Annotated in this window: 17 protein-coding genes; 6 read left to right on the top strand and 11 right to left on the bottom strand. The window is 66.3% G+C overall.

Annotation, left to right across the window (positions count from 1 at the left end; translation table 11 throughout):
• The first annotated feature begins 224 nt into the window (after positions 1-224).
• The 4 genes from LH400_RS09495 (at position 225) to LH400_RS09510 (ending at position 4,001) form a co-directional block, all read left to right on the top strand.
• A complete protein-coding gene (locus LH400_RS09495) occupies positions 225-707 on the top strand; it encodes a GFA family protein (protein WP_229152438.1) in 483 nt (160 codons plus the stop codon).
• Entirely contained in the window at positions 704-1,660 is a 957-nt protein-coding gene (pip, locus tag LH400_RS09500; protein ID WP_229152439.1) for a prolyl aminopeptidase, read from the top strand. The genes LH400_RS09495 and pip overlap by 4 nt, the downstream gene beginning before the upstream one ends.
• Before the next feature lie 115 nt (positions 1,661-1,775).
• Positions 1,776-2,729 carry an EamA family transporter RarD gene (gene rarD, locus LH400_RS09505; RefSeq protein WP_229152440.1) on the top strand — a complete coding sequence of 318 codons (954 nt, stop codon included), beginning with the start codon at positions 1,776-1,778 and terminating at the stop codon, positions 2,727-2,729.
• A 153-nt stretch (positions 2,730-2,882) separates the two neighbouring features.
• The gene (locus LH400_RS09510) at positions 2,883-4,001 is read left to right on the top strand and encodes an LLM class flavin-dependent oxidoreductase (protein ID WP_229152441.1); all 1,119 of its coding nucleotides are present in this window, start codon (positions 2,883-2,885) and stop codon (positions 3,999-4,001) included.
• 46 nt (positions 4,002-4,047) lie between these two features.
• Here LH400_RS09510 and LH400_RS09515 read toward each other — a convergent pair whose 3' ends face one another.
• Positions 4,048-5,598, bottom strand: a complete 1,551-nt coding sequence (locus LH400_RS09515; protein WP_229152442.1) for a bifunctional GNAT family N-acetyltransferase/carbon-nitrogen hydrolase family protein — start codon at positions 5,596-5,598, stop codon at positions 4,048-4,050.
• A 139-nt stretch (positions 5,599-5,737) separates the two neighbouring features.
• Positions 5,738-6,343, bottom strand: a complete 606-nt coding sequence (locus tag LH400_RS09520; RefSeq protein WP_229152443.1) for an LOG family protein — start codon at positions 6,341-6,343, stop codon at positions 5,738-5,740.
• Positions 6,344-6,507: 164 nt separating this feature from the next.
• On the opposite strand from LH400_RS09520, the gene LH400_RS09525 reads away from it, so the two are divergent.
• A complete protein-coding gene (locus LH400_RS09525; protein WP_229152444.1) occupies positions 6,508-6,753 on the top strand; it encodes a type II toxin-antitoxin system Phd/YefM family antitoxin in 246 nt (81 codons plus the stop codon).
• Positions 6,750-7,133, top strand: a complete 384-nt coding sequence (locus tag LH400_RS09530; protein WP_229152445.1) for a type II toxin-antitoxin system VapC family toxin — start codon at positions 6,750-6,752, stop codon at positions 7,131-7,133. Before LH400_RS09525 ends, LH400_RS09530 begins: the two co-directional genes overlap by 4 nt.
• A gap of 10 nt (positions 7,134-7,143) precedes the next feature.
• Here LH400_RS09530 and LH400_RS09535 read toward each other — a convergent pair whose 3' ends face one another.
• From LH400_RS09535 to glpK, 9 genes are all read right to left on the bottom strand, one after another.
• Positions 7,144-7,884 (bottom strand): ABC transporter ATP-binding protein, encoded by a 741-nt coding sequence (locus LH400_RS09535; protein ID WP_370638370.1) that lies wholly within the window; start codon positions 7,882-7,884, stop codon positions 7,144-7,146.
• Positions 7,853-8,590: an ABC transporter permease gene (locus tag LH400_RS09540; RefSeq protein ID WP_370638371.1), complete on the bottom strand. Its 738-nt coding sequence runs from the start codon at positions 8,588-8,590 to the stop codon at positions 7,853-7,855. Before LH400_RS09540 ends, LH400_RS09535 begins: the two co-directional genes overlap by 32 nt.
• Before the next feature lie 52 nt (positions 8,591-8,642).
• Complete coding sequence (locus LH400_RS09545; RefSeq protein WP_229152448.1) at positions 8,643-9,626, bottom strand: ABC transporter substrate-binding protein; 984 nt, start codon at positions 9,624-9,626, stop codon at positions 8,643-8,645.
• A 117-nt stretch (positions 9,627-9,743) separates the two neighbouring features.
• Complete coding sequence (locus tag LH400_RS09550) at positions 9,744-10,334, bottom strand: energy-coupling factor transporter transmembrane component T family protein (RefSeq protein ID WP_229152449.1); 591 nt, start codon at positions 10,332-10,334, stop codon at positions 9,744-9,746.
• Positions 10,331-11,038, bottom strand: a complete 708-nt coding sequence (locus LH400_RS09555; RefSeq protein ID WP_229152450.1) for an energy-coupling factor ABC transporter ATP-binding protein — start codon at positions 11,036-11,038, stop codon at positions 10,331-10,333. Before LH400_RS09555 ends, LH400_RS09550 begins: the two co-directional genes overlap by 4 nt.
• Entirely contained in the window at positions 11,019-11,582 is a 564-nt protein-coding gene (locus tag LH400_RS09560; RefSeq protein WP_229152451.1) for a biotin transporter BioY, read from the bottom strand. Before LH400_RS09560 ends, LH400_RS09555 begins: the two co-directional genes overlap by 20 nt.
• A gap of 150 nt (positions 11,583-11,732) precedes the next feature.
• Entirely contained in the window at positions 11,733-12,128 is a 396-nt protein-coding gene (locus LH400_RS09565; RefSeq protein WP_229152452.1) for a type II toxin-antitoxin system VapC family toxin, read from the bottom strand.
• Positions 12,128-12,439, bottom strand: a complete 312-nt coding sequence (locus LH400_RS09570) for a type II toxin-antitoxin system VapB family antitoxin (RefSeq protein WP_229152453.1) — start codon at positions 12,437-12,439, stop codon at positions 12,128-12,130. Before LH400_RS09570 ends, LH400_RS09565 begins: the two co-directional genes overlap by 1 nt.
• Positions 12,440-12,522: 83 nt before the next feature.
• Positions 12,523-14,010, bottom strand: coding sequence for a glycerol kinase GlpK (gene glpK / locus LH400_RS09575; protein WP_229152454.1), 1,488 nt, complete (start codon positions 14,008-14,010; stop codon positions 12,523-12,525).
• Between the last annotated feature and the right edge of the window lie 79 nt (positions 14,011-14,089).

Here is a 14,089-nt window from a genome sequence, read left to right on the forward strand (position 1 = left end):
CTGCGCAAGGCTAATCGTGAATGTTACCGATCCAAAACTGCCAAAGTAGTGCTAGGGCTTGGGCCACATTTGCTAATGAAAGGGACGAAAGTCGTCACGCGGGTCGGCACGACCGAGCCTGTCAGACAGATGCCTCCTGCCGGGCTCTCCCCGATTTCCTTCCTTGCCGCCGGAGGCTATATCGGCGGCTGGCCGCGTGCCGGATGCCGACGGGGGAACAGGACATGACGATCTTCACGGGCGGATGCCAATGCGGGGCGGTGCGCTTCCGGGTCGAGGGCGGGCTCGGCCAGGCCTCGATCTGCCATTGCCGCATGTGCCAGAAGGCGTTCGGCAGCTTCTACGCCCCGCTCGTTTCGGTGCCGGACGGCGCGCTCGCCTGGACCAGGCGGGAGCCGAAGCGCTTCCGGTCCTCCAATCTCGTCCAGCGGGGGTTCTGCGAGGATTGCGGGACGCCGCTGACCTATGAGGCGCCGGACGGGATCGCGCTTGCGATCGGCGCGTTCGACGATCCCGCGGCCGTCGCGCCGGCGATCCAGTTCGGCACCGAGGCGAAGATCGCCTATGTCGACGGCCTGCACGAATTGCCGGAGCGTTCGACCGAGGCGGATGTCGAGAGCAACCCCTATCTCTCCAAGCTCGTATCCCGTCAGCATCCGGACCGACCCGGCGAGGACGAAATGCCGCTGCAGGGACCGGTCGCATGAGCGAGTTGCGCGGACTTTATCCGGAGATCGAACCCTTCGACAGCGGCATGCTCGACGTCGGCGACGGCCACCGGATCTATTGGGAGCGCTGCGGCACCAAGGGCGCCAAGCCCGTCGTCTTCCTGCATGGCGGTCCGGGCGGCGGCGCCCAGCCCGTCCATCGCCGGCTCTTCGATCCCGCGCGCTACGACGTCCTGATCTTCGACCAGCGTGGCTGCGGCCGCTCCACCCCGCACGCCTCGCTGGAGGCCAATACGACCTGGTACCTCGTCGCGGATATCGAACGGCTGCGGCAGATGGTGGGCGCCGAGACATGGCAGGTCTTCGGCGGGTCCTGGGGCTCGACCCTGGCGCTCGCCTATGCCGAGACGCATCCGGACCATGTCAGCGAACTGATCGTGCGCGGCGTCTACACCCTCACACGGGCCGAACTCGACTGGTACTATCAGTTCGGCGTCTCCGAGATGTTTCCGGAAAAGTGGGAACGCTTCCAGGCTCCGATCCCCGAGGAAGAGCGGGGCGAGATGATGATGGCCTATCGCCGGCGGCTCGTGGGCGAGGACCCCGCCGAGCAGTTGGCGGCGGCCAAGAGCTGGGCGATCTGGGAGGGCGAGACGATCACGCTGATGCCCGACGAGGGGCTCAGCCAGGACTTCTCGGACGGCCATTTCGCGCTGGCTTTCGCGCGGATCGAGAACCATTATTTCGTGCACGCCGGCTGGCTGGAGGAGGGGCAGCTTCTGCGCGACGCCCACCGTCTGAAGGGCATTCCCGGCGTCATCGTCCACGGCCGCTACGACATGCCGTGCCCGGCGCGCTACGCCTGGCTCCTGTCGAAGGCCTGGCCGGACGCGGAGTTCCATCTGGTGGAGGGCGCCGGCCACGCATTCTCCGAGCCGGGTATCCTCGACAGGCTGATCCGTGCGACCGATCGGTTCGCCGGCAGAGGCTGAGCCTCACGCATCAATGGATCTGATCGCAGCGATCACCAGAAACCGGCTGGAGCCGCGGCTAAGGCTTTGATAGAGCGGCGGCTCGTTCCACGCGTCATGTGAGCCGTCACCCATCATGCAAGCGGATTCCGCCGCAGACCGCCGCCGGGGCCTGTCCTACGCCCTGGCCGCCTATTGCCTCTGGGGCGGCATCTTCCCCATCTACATGAAGCTGCTCGACCACGTCTCGCCGCTCGAGATCGTGGCGCATCGCATCGTCTGGGCGATTCCCTTCGCTGTTCTGATCCTGTGGTGGCAGGGGCTGCTGCGCGGCTTCACCCGGCATCTGCGCAATCCCCGGACGGTGGCGCTGGCCATGCTGACGGCGACGCTCATCTCGGTGAACTGGGGCACCTATGTCTATGCAATCGTCTCCGGCCATGCGCTGGAGGCGGCGCTCGGCTACTACATCAACCCGCTGGTCAACGTCGTCCTCGGCGCCGTCGTCCTCGGCGAACGGCCGACCCGGCTGCAGGGCGTCGCGATCGCCCTCGCGGCGACCGGCGTCGTTCTGATGACGGTGAAGGCGGGGGGGCTGCCCTGGATCTCGCTGGTGCTCGCCATGAGCTTCGGGACCTACGGCCTGTTGCGCAAGACCGTCCCGGTGGGTGCCAGCGAGGGGTTCACGCTCGAAGTCGTCATCCTGGCGATCCCGTCGCTCCTCGTCCTGGCCTTCCTGCCCGGCGAGACCCATTTCCTCGACAATGGGCCTGAGACCGCGCTGCTGATCGGCGCCGGGCCGCTGACCGCGATCCCGCTGATCCTGTTCGCCGCAGGCGCCCGGCTCCTCGACTTCGCGACGGTCGGCATCCTGCAATATATCGTGCCGACGCTTCTGTTCTTCTGCGCCGTGTTCCTGTTCGGCGAGCCGTTCGACGCATGGCAGCTCGTCGCCTTCGCCTTCATCTGGACGGCGCTGGCGCTCTACACGGTGACGCTGCTTCGGGGCCGGCGAGGGGCGCGTCCTGCATTGGCTCCTTTGCCTGCCGCAGCAATAACGCCGGGATCCGAGCCAGAATGCCGCCGATAGTTTAAGCTTGAAAGAATGTGATGCCTAGGCCTACCCTTCCTTCACGGTACCGCTGTCTAAGCAGCGGCCGGTCGGGGGAAGGTTGGTCAGGGCCCGTGTGACCGGTCTCGATCGCCTCTCCGGCTCATCATTAATGGAGATTGGAGAGTCGTGATGCGCCCCATGTTGACCAGCCGGGATTTTCTGCTCGGCAGCTTTTCCAGCAACTGTTCCAGCGGCATGACCGTCACCAAGGTCGAAGAGCGCTGGAAGAATTCCTGGGAGAACAATCTCAAGCTGGCACAGCTGTTCGATGCCGCCGGCATCGACTTCATGCTGCCGATCGCGCGCTGGATCGGCTATGGCGGCGAGACCAACTTCCATGGCGGCGTCCTGGAGACGATGACCTGGGCCGCCGGCCTGCTCGCCTCCACGAAGAACCTGTCGGTCTTCGCGACGCTTCATACCGTCGCCAACCATCCCGTCGTCGCAGCGAAGCAGATGGCGACGATCGATCATATCTCGGGCGGGCGCGCCGGCCTCAACATCGTCGCCGGCTGGAACAGGCCCGAATACGAGGCGCTGGGACTCCAACTGCCGGACGACCACGAGACGCGCTACGGCTATGCGCAGGAATGGTTCGACATCGTCCAGAAGTTGTGGGCGACGGACGGCAGCTTCGACTGGAACGGCGACTACTTCACGCTGAAGGGCATTGCCGGCGATCCGAGGCCGGTCAGCGGCCGGCCACCGATCATCAATGCGGCGGGCTCGCCGCAAGGTCGGGCGTTTGCCGTACGCAATGCCGACTTCCTGTTCACGCCGGCTATCGATCTCGGTCGTTCACGCGACGAGGTTGCCGCACTGAAGGGGCAGGCGGAGGCGGTCGGCCGCCAGGTCGAGGTGCTGACCTTCTCCCATGTCTGCTGCCGGCCGAGCGAGAAGGAGGCGCGCGAGTTCCACGACTGGTACGCCAGCGAGCAGGCGGACTGGGAAGCGGTGGACAATCTCGTGAACCTGCAATTCGCCAACGCCCAGTCTTTCCCGCACGACCTGTTGGCGCTGATCCGCGACCGAATGGCGGCGGGCCATGGCGGCTTCCCGCTGATCGGAACGCCGGCGCAGGTGGCGGAAGGCATCCTCAGCCTGCATGCCGCGGGGTTCCGCGGCACGACCCTGTCCTTCCTCGATTATGTCGAGGAGTTCCCGTATTTCCGGGACGAGGTTCTGCCGATCCTGGAGGAGAAGGGCATTCGAACGCCCAAGGGCGCGGCTGCAGTCGCGGCTGAATAGCTCTCGATCAGGCTTGCCGGGCGCGGCGGCCGGCGCCGCGCCGGCCTCACCCCCCGTCCGACCACTTGGTCCGGTAGAGGTCCAGCCGGCGGTCGCGGAAGTTGCGCACCGAGCCCTCGTAGCGCGCCCAGGACAGCGTCGACAGGTTGAGGTCGGCGACCGCGACCATCTCGACATTCTCGGACGTTTCGGCCGCGATGCCGTCCCTGGCGAAAGGGAAGTCGCACGGGGTGAAGATGCCGGACTGAGCGTATTCGATGTCGAGATTGTCGACATTTCCGAGATTGCCGGTCATGCCGGAGGTGACGACGTAGCACTGGTTCTCGATTGCGCGGGCCTGGCAGCAGTAGCGGACCCTCAGATAGCCGTGGCGGGTGTCGGTGTTGAACGGCACGAAGAGGATGCGCGCGCCCTGATCCGACAGGCGGCGCGCGACCTCCGGGAACTCGGAATCATAGCAGATCATGATGCCGATCGGGCCGCAGTCCGTCTCGATCGTGTCGATCGGGTCGCCGCCCTTGATCTGCCAGTACTGCCGCTCGTTCGGCGTCGGATGGATCTTCTCGCGCGCATGGACGGAACCGTCGCGCAGGAAGACATAGCCGACATTCTGGATGTCGCCGTCCTCGGTCTTGGTCGCGTGGCTGCCGCCGATGATGTTGATGTTGCGCCGGATCGCCATCTCCGTCAGCCGCTTGACGAATTCCGGCGTGTGCTCGGTCAGCCGCTGGATCGCCGCCTCGGGCTTCAGCTCCTCCGGTTCGCAGGAGAGGAGCATCAGGGTGAACAGCTCGGGGAATACGACGAAGTCGCCGTCATAGTCGGCCGCGACCTCGACGAAATATTCGACCGCCTTGTAGAAGTCGTCGGGCTTGGCGATCTGCCGCGCCTTCATCTGCACGGTGACGACGCGCACGACGTCCGGGTTCGACCGGTTGACCGGCTGCTCCTCGCGGACGGGGTCGTAATAGGGATTGCGCCAGACCATCAGGACGCCATAGCCGCCCGATGCGGTGTCCGTCGGATAATAGCCCTTCAGGAGCCGGATCGGCTCGAAGCCGGCATTGAGATGGAAGGAGGCGACGGGGTCCTTCACCTCGTTTGCCTTGATTGCCTCGAGATAGGCATCGGCCGAGCCGTACTTCTTTTGATGGCGCTTGTAGCCCGGCATGCGTCCGCCGAAGGCGATGCCCTTCAGGTCGAGGTCCTGGCAGAGCCGGCGGCGCGCGTCGTAGAGCCGCTTGCCGATCCTCAGGCGCCGGCGCTCGGGATCGACGCAGACCTCGGTACCGTAGAGCCAGTCGCCCCGCCGGTCGTGCATGGCGGCATAGCCGCCGCCCGTCACCTCCGCCCAGGTGTGCGGACCGAGCGCCTTCGCCTCCGGCAGCATCATGGTCGAGGCATAGCCGACGATCTCGCCTTCGTAGACGACGACGAACTGGCCTTCGGGAAAGGCCGAGAGCTGGCCGAGGATCATGCCGCGCGTATAGGCCGGCTCGTCGCGGAAGACCTTGGCCGACAGGGCGATGATCGCGGCGACGTCACTCTTTTCGGCGGTGCGGACTTCGAGCTTGGGCGTCGTGCGCTGGTCGTCCATGGGCGGCGGATCTCCTCGGGTAAAATAGAAGCGGGACAGGCCTGGAGGCGCTGTCCCGATCACCGACATAGGATTTTCGTCGCCTGCCGCAAGTTGTGGGCGCGCGGGCCCGCCGACTGGCACCCGGCCCGTGGCGGCCTCAGAGCCGCTCGATGATCTCTGGCCGGCCGTCGTCATCACTTGGCGAGGCGGCGTCGAAAATCGAAGGCACGATGTCTTCCACCCGGTCGATCACCAGCGGGCGCACCTGCTCGGCCCTGTGGATGAAGCCTTCGGCGCTCATGTGATCGAACAGCGCCGAGAGCGGCTCCCAGAAGCCGCCGACATTGGCGATGACGACCGGCTTCTCGTGCCGGCCGAGCTGGCTCCAGGTCATGATCTCGACCAGTTCCTCCAGCGTGCCGATCCCGCCCGGCAACGCCACGAAGGCGTCGGAGCGCTGGAACATCTTGAGCTTGCGCTCGTGCATGTCCTCGGTGACGATGAGCTCGTCGAGCCGCTTCAGTTCGCGCTCGGTCGCCTCCATGTCGATCAGGAAGCGCGGGATGATGCCCGTGACCTTCCCGCCCGCGGCGACGACACCGTCGGAGACGGCGCCCATGATGCCCCTCGTGCCGCCGCCATAGATGAGGCGCAGGCCGGCTTCCGCGATCGCGCGGCCAAGGGCGCGACCGCTCTCCATATAGAGGGGCTCGCGCCCCGCCGTGGAACCGCAATAGACGCAGACGGATCGAATCGTGCTCATGGGTGAGAAAGTCGGATGCGGGCGGTAAGAGGTCAAGCGGAAGCTGCGGTCGCCCGCATCTGTCCGCGCACATGACGACCCGCAATCCGAATACCTTCGTTGAACAAGACCCTGCAGCGGTCCAATTTGCTGGAAGGTTGGAGAGAAGTTCGATGGAAATCCCAATGTCCGACGCAGAAACGCGCCTATCCGAACTCTTGCGATTGGCCGAGGCGGGTGAGGACATCGTCTTGACCCGAGATGGCAAACCGGCCGTTCGCCTTTCTCCCGTGCGCCATCGGAGAAACCGAGAGGAATTTCTGGCAGCAATCCGGCAGATTTCAGCGTCGGCATCCAAGAAGGCGAAAGCTGGTCCTTCGGCCGAGAGAAGCCAGGATTTTCTTTACGACGAGAACGGCCTGCCCGGGTGATCGCGATCGATACGTCAGCGCTGATGGCAATCCTTCTGGATGAACCGGACAATGGTGCTTGCGCCTCGGCATTGGCTGCCGACGCGGACCGCGTCATGTCCGCCGGCACGCTCGCAGAGTGCGTGATCGTCGCGCGCGGGCGTGATTTGCTCGACGAGATGTCTGCACTCTTGGATGAGTTGGATCGCGGGGTGGAGGCCGTTACAGCCGCGGTCGCGCGAGCCGTCGGCGACGCCTACGGCCGCTGGGGCAAGGGCAACCATCCGGCGGAGCTCAACTTCGGCGACTGCTTCGCCTATGAACTCGCCACGCGGCGCGCCTGTCCGTTGCTTTTCGTGGGCGACGGCTTCTCCCAGACTGATGTAAAAAGCGCGATCTGACCTGTGGCGGTCACGACGCGACCCCCGAAAACCGCTCCGCCACGGCTGCCAGCGTAGCCTCGCGCCAGGCAGGGTCACGCTCGCTCCTCGGCGTATTGATCTCATAGACGCCGCGCACTCTTGCCGGCCGCTCGGTCAGGAAGACGATCCGGTCGGAGAGTTCGAGCGCCTCGCGCAGATTGTGCGTCACCATCAGCGCCGTCGTCGGGCGCGCCGACCAGACCTCCGTGAGCAGCGCCCTGAGCCGCGTCGCCGTCGGTTCGTCGAGGGAGACGAATGGCTCGTCGAGGAGGATCAGCGACGGCTCAATCGCAAAGGCCCGGGCGATCGCGACGCGTCTTGCAAGACCCAGCGAGAGCTCTCCCGGATAGCGCCCGCGCATCTCCGCAAGGCCGAGTGTCGCGAAGAGAGCGTCGAGGTCGCTGCCTTCGAGTTTGGCCGGCAGGGCAAGGCGCACATTCTCCTCGACCGTGCGCCAGGGCAGCAGCCGCGGCTCCTGGAAAACGGCGGCGACCCGCCCGTCCTTCTCCGGCAGCGACAGATGCCCGGAAAAGTCGGTGTCGAGGCCGAGGATGATCCGAAGCGTCGTCGTCTTGCCGCAGCCGGACGGGCCGATCAGCGTGGCGAAGCTTGCCGGCGGCACGGCGAAGGCGATCTCGGCGATGGCAGGAAGCGGCGTGCCCTCGACGGTCCGGAACGTCTTGTCCCGGATGAGGACGTCAAGCGGGCCGGGCGCGCCAGCGGGTGGAATAGGCTTCGAGCGGTTGGACAAGCAGGAACTCGATGAGAAGCATCACGGCGACGAAAGCCAGCGTATAGGCGAGGATCGCGGCGACGTCGAAGAGCTGGAAATAGAGACTGATTTCGAAGCCGACACCATTGGAGCGGCCCAGAAGCTCGACGACGAGCGCGATCTTCCAGATCAGCGCGATGCCCGAGCGCGAGGCCGCCGCGAAATAGGGCTGCAGCTGGGGCAGGACGACGTGGCGCAGCGTCCTCTTCCGGCCGAAGCGGTAGACCCGCGCCATTTCCGAAAGGCTGGGATCGAGCGCGCGGGCGCCCTCGCGCATGGTGACGACGACGTTGGGGATCTTGTTGACCGCGATCGCCCCGATCGCGGCCGCCTCGTTGAGGCCGAACCAGATATAGGCGAGGACGATGACGACCAGCGCCGGAATGTTGAGGAAGAGGATCAGCCAGGGATCGAAGAAGCGGTTGGCCTCGCGGCTCATGCCCAGCGCGATGCCGATGGCGGACCCGATCACCATTGCGAGGACGAAGGCGGTGACCACCCGGTAGAGCGTCATCGCCAGATGGAAGAACAGTTCGCCGGTGACGGCGTCTCGCCAGAAGGCGGCGAAGACGTCCGGAGGCGTGGGCAGGACCCGGCTGTCGGCGACGACCGAGATCAGCCACCAGAGCACCAGGAGGCCGATCAGCGACGCCGCCGTCACCAGGGCCGGCGCGCCATTGGAAATGTCGCGCCGCGCCCTTACCGGCGCGTCGGCCTCAAGAGCCATTCTTGGCGCCGGAAAAATAGGTGCCTTCGGAAAGCTCCGGCGAGGGGCCGACCAACTTTTCCCCGCCGATTTCGGCAAGCAGCCTGTAGAGCGCCTTGGTGTCGGCCACTTCCTCGGCTCCGGTCCGTGCTGGAATTCCCTCCCGGTAACGCTTCTTCAGGGTCTCGAAGGTCGCCTCGTCTTCGGCCTTCATCAGCGGCTTCAGCTGTTGCCAAGCCTCGTCCGAGGCCATCAGCAGATCCTTGGTGGCCTCGTCCGCCGCGAGGAAGCCCTTGATGGCATCGGGATGGGCCTTGGCGAAGTCGTCGCGGAACACCCAGCCGATCGCCGCGACGGGACCGGACGTTCCCATCGCCACCGCCGCGTCGGTCCCCGAAATCAGCGTGCGGAAGCCCGCAGCTTCGAGCCGTGCCGCGTAGTGCCAGTAGTTCAGGACGGCATCGAGCTCGCCGGACTGCGCCTTGGCGGCGAGAAGCGGCGGCGCGGCATAGGCGATGTCGTTCTCGGCGGAAAGGTCGACACCGTACTTCTTCTTGGCAAGCGCCTGGATCAGCAGCCAGTTCTTGTCGAGCGGTCCGCCCGCGACGCCGATCGTCTTGCCCTTGAGGTCACCGAGATCCTTGATGGCGCTGTCTCCGGCTACCATCATAGAGCCGACCGAGGTCGAATAGGGCACGAATGTGAAGTCGGCGCCGGTGGCGCGCATCCGCGAGACCCAGAGCCAGTCGGAGACGATCATGTCGACCGAGCCGGCCTGGAAGGCGACGGTCGAAGCGTCTTCGCCGGCGAACGGCACGATCTCGACGTCGACACCGTTCTTCTCGTCGAGCCCGGCGCGCTTCATCGCGTCGAGTTCCCAGTTGACCGTACCGTATTTCAGGACGCCGATCTTGACGGTCTCTGCGGCCGCAGCCGGGAGCGCGAAGCCGCTCAACGTCAAAAGGGCGGCGAGCGTCAGTCGTAAGAGCCTCATCGGGCGGTCCTCCCAAGTCCTTGTTCGAACGGTGCCGGTCCCGCATTTAGCATAGTCCGGCCCGGGGCAGGCAGGCGATGGGAGCCTGTCCCGATCTTTCCTCCCGCGATCTCTCGGTCAGCTTCGCGCATCGATCGCTTCGGCGACCTGATCCGCCATCTTCAAGAGACGGACGATAACCGGCACGGCAAGGGCAAAGGTGGCACGCTCGCGGCCGCGCGCGGCCTGCGCCTCCCGCACCTCCTCGAGAACCGTGGCCACGGCCGGAATGAAGCGGATCGCCAGCGAGATGGCGAGGCTCGTCTTCTCCACGTCGAGCCCGATGCGGGAAAGCGGCGACAGACCCCGCTCGACCACGGCGACCATGTCCGCGGTCCGCGTCGTCAGGGTCACCAGGCCGGCCGCGAGGATCAGCGCGGCAAAGCGCAGGACGAGAAGCGCGGCCTCGCCGAGCGATGCCAGCCAGAGCTGCGCGAGGAAGAGGATCACGAGAATCCAGAGAGCCGGTCGGATCTGGGAGATGACGAGGGAGGCGGGCAGGCGCGCCGCCGCGTAGCCGGCGAGGACGAGGAGAAGCGCCGCGGCCGCAAGCCAGAGCGAGGGCAGGGCGAAGAGGAGGGTGCCGAGCCCGATCAGGGCGAGGAGCTTGGCGCCCGCCGGCGCATGGTGCACCGGGCTCGATCCCGGTCGGTAGAGCCCGCCGATCATCCGATGATCCTCAGATAGGCCGAAATCGCCGCGTCCGGCGGACCGTCGAAGGCGAGCCGGCCTTCCTCGAAGACCAGGACGCGGTCGAAGTCCTGCAGAAGCGAGAGATCGTGGGTGACGAGGACGACCTGCTGGTCGAGGCTCCCCACGGCGGACATCACGCGGCGCGTATTGCGCAGGTCGAGCAGCGTCGTCGGCTCGTCGAGGACGAGCCAGGCGGGCTCCGCGATCATGACGCCGGCGAGCGCCACCATCTGCCGCTCGCCGCCGGACAGTTCGTGCACCAGCCGGTCGGCAAAGCCGGGGATGCCGAAACGGGCGAGCGTGTCGGAGACGAGGCGCGGGATCTCCGCCTTGGGGACGCGGCCCTTGAGGCCGAAGGCGAGATCCTCGCCGACGGTCGGATAGACGATCTGGTTGTCCGGGTTCTGGAACAGGAAGCCGACACGGCGGCGCACCGCCTTCGCCTGCCGGCGCGTATCGAGACCATCCACCGTCACCGCGCCGTCCGCCGGCAGGATCAGCCCGTTGAGAAGGCGCGCGAAGGTGCTCTTGCCGGAGCCGTTGGCGCCGATAATGCCGATGCGCCTTTCGGCGAGCGTCAGGGCGATGCCGGCGAGGACGGTCCGTCCGCCGCGAACGACACTGACGCCGCGCAGTTCGATCCCGCGGCCGGGAGCGCCATCAGCTGCGACGGGTCGCAATGTCGGGCGAAATCAGCGGATAGGCCCGCTTGACCATGACGATGACGGCAGCGGCGACGCCGGCCTTGATGAGGTCGCCGGGAATGAAGGTGGCCGAGCCCAGGAATGCGCGGTCAAGCGAAACTCCGGCGGCGGCAGTGATCCAGGGAACGCCAATCGCGTAGAGGACCACGACTCCGCCGGCGACGGCCGCCAGGAAGGCGGTGACGAAGCCGAGCCTCGTCCAGAACCGCTCGACGATGAAGCCCGTGACGGCGGCCGCGGCGATCCAGCCAAAGATGAAGCCGGCGGTCGGCCCCGCGAAGACGGCGAGACCACCCCGGCCGCCCGACAGCAGCGGCAGGCCGATCGCCACGAGGACGATGAAGAGGAGCATCGACAAGGCGCCCCGCCTTGCGCCCAGGATGCCGCCGGCAAGCATCGGCCCCATGGACTGCGCCGTGATCGGCACGCCGATCGCCGGGACCATCAGCGGCGGGAAGGCGCCGAGCACCGCCATCAGGGCGGCGAAGAGCGCGATGAAGACGATGTCTCTGGTGGCCAAGGAAACGGTCCTTCGAAGGCGTCGATCGTTGCATGGCGCTCGCCGACGGACGCGAAACCGCCGATGCGCATCGCGCCTTCCAGACCTCATCGCGCCGCTGCCGTCAACGTCTCCCTGGGGGAGGCTCGCTGCCTTGGCGCCCGGTCGGGCTCAGGCGGCGCTGATGTCGGTCAGGGCGAAGTCGTCGCCCTTGTAGAGCAGCGGGACGTCGAGATGGCGGGCACAGGCATAGGCGAGGCAGTCGCCGAAATTGAGGCTCGCGGGATGCCGGCCCTTGCCGTAGCGGGCATAGGCATCGACGGCGAGCACTGCGGCTTCGGGCGGGATGGCGACGATCTCGATCTGCATGTCGGCGAGGTAGTCGAAGATCGCCGCCTTCCCGGCCTCGATCTGCCAGTTCATGCGCCGGCAACAGGAGACGACCGCTTCCCAGAGTGCAGTCGGCGACACGATCAGGCGATCGGCCGACTTCATGCGTGCGAGGATTTCCTCGGCATCGTCCTCTTCGAGAAAGATGGCGCAGAGTGCCGAGGCATCGATGAACATCAATCATCCTCGTACAGGCTGTCGATCCAATCCTTCGTCACAGGCAGACCATCGCCGCCGGGCGGATATCGCTGCCGGACCGCTCGAGCGGTTTCCAAGGCGTGATCGACATAGGCACGCGTTTCGGCATCAAACGTCGGTGCTTTGGGAGGATCTGCCGCAGCCAGCGCCTCACGCAGCGCCTCGCGCACGGCCTCCGTCTTACTGGTCTGCTTGAGCCTCGCGAGACGTTCGGCGAGTTCGCCGACCTCGGGATCCTTGACGTAAAGCGGCATCGCGGCCTCCTTGAGGATATCCCAAATGTAATTCAAGGATATCCCGCTGTCCATAACAGGACGCCAAGCGTTTCCCGCCATCGCCGGCGGCAGCGCCAGTCATGACGTCCTGATCGGATCTACCGCGACAGCGTCCGCTTCACCGCATCGGCCCAGCCCGTCAGCTTCCGGCCGCGCGTCACCGCATCCATCTGCGGCTCGAAGCGCCGCTCCAGCCGCCAGCGTTCGGCAAAGCCGTCCATGCCCGGCCAGACGCCGGCCTTCTGGCCGGCCAGCCACGCGGCCCCGAGCGCGGTCGTCTCCAGCACCACCGGCCGGTCGACCGGTGCGTCGAGAAGGTCCGCCAGGCACTGCATCGTCCAGTCGGACGCCACCATGCCGCCGTCGACCCTCAGGATGGTGTCGCCGGCGCGCGACCAGTCCTTCTTCATCGCCGTCAGGAGATCGGCGGTCTGGTAGCAGACGGCTTCGAGCGCCGCCCGGGCGACCTCGTTCGGGCCGGTCTTGCGGGTGAGGCCGTAGATCGCGCCGCGCGCCTCGGCATCCCACCAGGGCGCGCCGAGGCCGGTGAAGGCCGGCACCATGAAGACGTCCTGGCTGTCGTCGGCGGACACAGCCATCGGGCCGGTGACGTCGGCCCGATCGATCAGCTTCAGCCCGTCGCGCAGCCACTGCACGGCCGCCCCGGCGACGAAGATCGAGCCTTCGAGGGCGAAGCAGGTCTTGCCGGCGAGCCGGTAGGCGATGGTCGTCAGGAGCCGGTTGTTCGAGGCGACCCGCTCGCCGCCCGTGTTGAGAACGGCGAAACAGCCGGTGCCATAAGTCGACTTCAGCATGCCCGGCGAAAAGCAGGCCTGGCCGAGGGTTGCCGCATGCTGGTCGCCGGCCATGCCAAGGATCGGGATCGCGGCGCCGAAGAGCGAGGCGTCGGTGATCCCGAAGTCGGCGTCGCAGTCCTTCACCTGCGGCAGCATCGCGCGCGGCACGCCCAAGAGCTTCAGTAGATCCTCGTCCCAGTCGTTCGCCTGGATGTCGAAGAGCAGTGTCCGGCTGGCATTGGTCGCGTCGGTCGCATGGACCTTGCCGCCCGTCAGCCGCCAGAGGAGAAAGCTGTCGACGGTGCCGAAGGCGAGCTTTCCCGCCTCGGCCTTTTCGCGTGCGCCCTCAACCTTATCGAGCAGCCAAGCGATCTTGGTGCCGGAGAAATAGGGATCGACGATCAGGCCGGTCTTCTCAGTGATCATCGGCTCGTCGCCGTTTTCGACCAGCTTCCGGCAGACGTCGGAAGTGCGCCGGTCCTGCCAGACGATGGCATTGTGGATCGGCTTGCCGCTTTCGCGGTCCCAGACCAGCACCGTCTCGCGCTGGTTGGTGATGCCGATGGCGGCGATGTCGGAGGCCGACAGCGAGGCGTCGGCGAGCGCGGCGCGGATTGTGTCCATGGTGGAGGACCAGATGTCCTCCGGATCGTGCTCGACCCAGCCGGAGCGGGGAAAATGCTGGGGAAATTCCTGCTGGCCGATGCCGTGGATGCGGAAGGTGTCGTCGAAGACGATCGCCCGCGTCGATGTCGTTCCCTGATCGATGGCGAGGATGTAGCCGGACATCAGAATTCCTCCGGGGGCATGGCGTCTCGGTCGATGTCGGAAGGCCGGGTCGCCCCGGCCCTCCGCTAGCGGTCTGCGT

Source organism: Jiella soli, assembly GCF_020615385.1.
GTDB lineage: Bacteria > Pseudomonadota > Alphaproteobacteria > Rhizobiales > Rhizobiaceae > VKMB-3413.

What these genes read in the sequence shown, in the direction of transcription:
- LH400_RS09495 (WP_229152438.1), top strand. Translation starts at nt 225, where the DNA reads ATGACGATCTTCACGGGCGGATGCCAATGCGGGGCGGTGCGCTTCCGG.
- pip (WP_229152439.1), top strand. Translation starts at nt 704, where the DNA reads ATGAGCGAGTTGCGCGGACTTTATCCGGAGATCGAACCCTTCGACAGC.
- rarD (WP_229152440.1), top strand. Translation starts at nt 1,776, where the DNA reads ATGCAAGCGGATTCCGCCGCAGACCGCCGCCGGGGCCTGTCCTACGCC.
- LH400_RS09510 (WP_229152441.1), top strand. Translation starts at nt 2,883, where the DNA reads ATGCGCCCCATGTTGACCAGCCGGGATTTTCTGCTCGGCAGCTTTTCC.
- LH400_RS09515 (WP_229152442.1), bottom strand. Translation starts at nt 5,598, where the DNA reads ATGGACGACCAGCGCACGACGCCCAAGCTCGAAGTCCGCACCGCCGAA.
- LH400_RS09520 (WP_229152443.1), bottom strand. Translation starts at nt 6,343, where the DNA reads ATGAGCACGATTCGATCCGTCTGCGTCTATTGCGGTTCCACGGCGGGG.
- LH400_RS09525 (WP_229152444.1), top strand. Translation starts at nt 6,508, where the DNA reads ATGTCCGACGCAGAAACGCGCCTATCCGAACTCTTGCGATTGGCCGAG.
- LH400_RS09545 (WP_229152448.1), bottom strand. Translation starts at nt 9,626, where the DNA reads ATGAGGCTCTTACGACTGACGCTCGCCGCCCTTTTGACGTTGAGCGGC.
- LH400_RS09550 (WP_229152449.1), bottom strand. Translation starts at nt 10,334, where the DNA reads ATGATCGGCGGGCTCTACCGACCGGGATCGAGCCCGGTGCACCATGCG.
- LH400_RS09565 (WP_229152452.1), bottom strand. Translation starts at nt 12,128, where the DNA reads ATGTTCATCGATGCCTCGGCACTCTGCGCCATCTTTCTCGAAGAGGAC.
- glpK (WP_229152454.1), bottom strand. Translation starts at nt 14,010, where the DNA reads ATGTCCGGCTACATCCTCGCCATCGATCAGGGAACGACATCGACGCGG.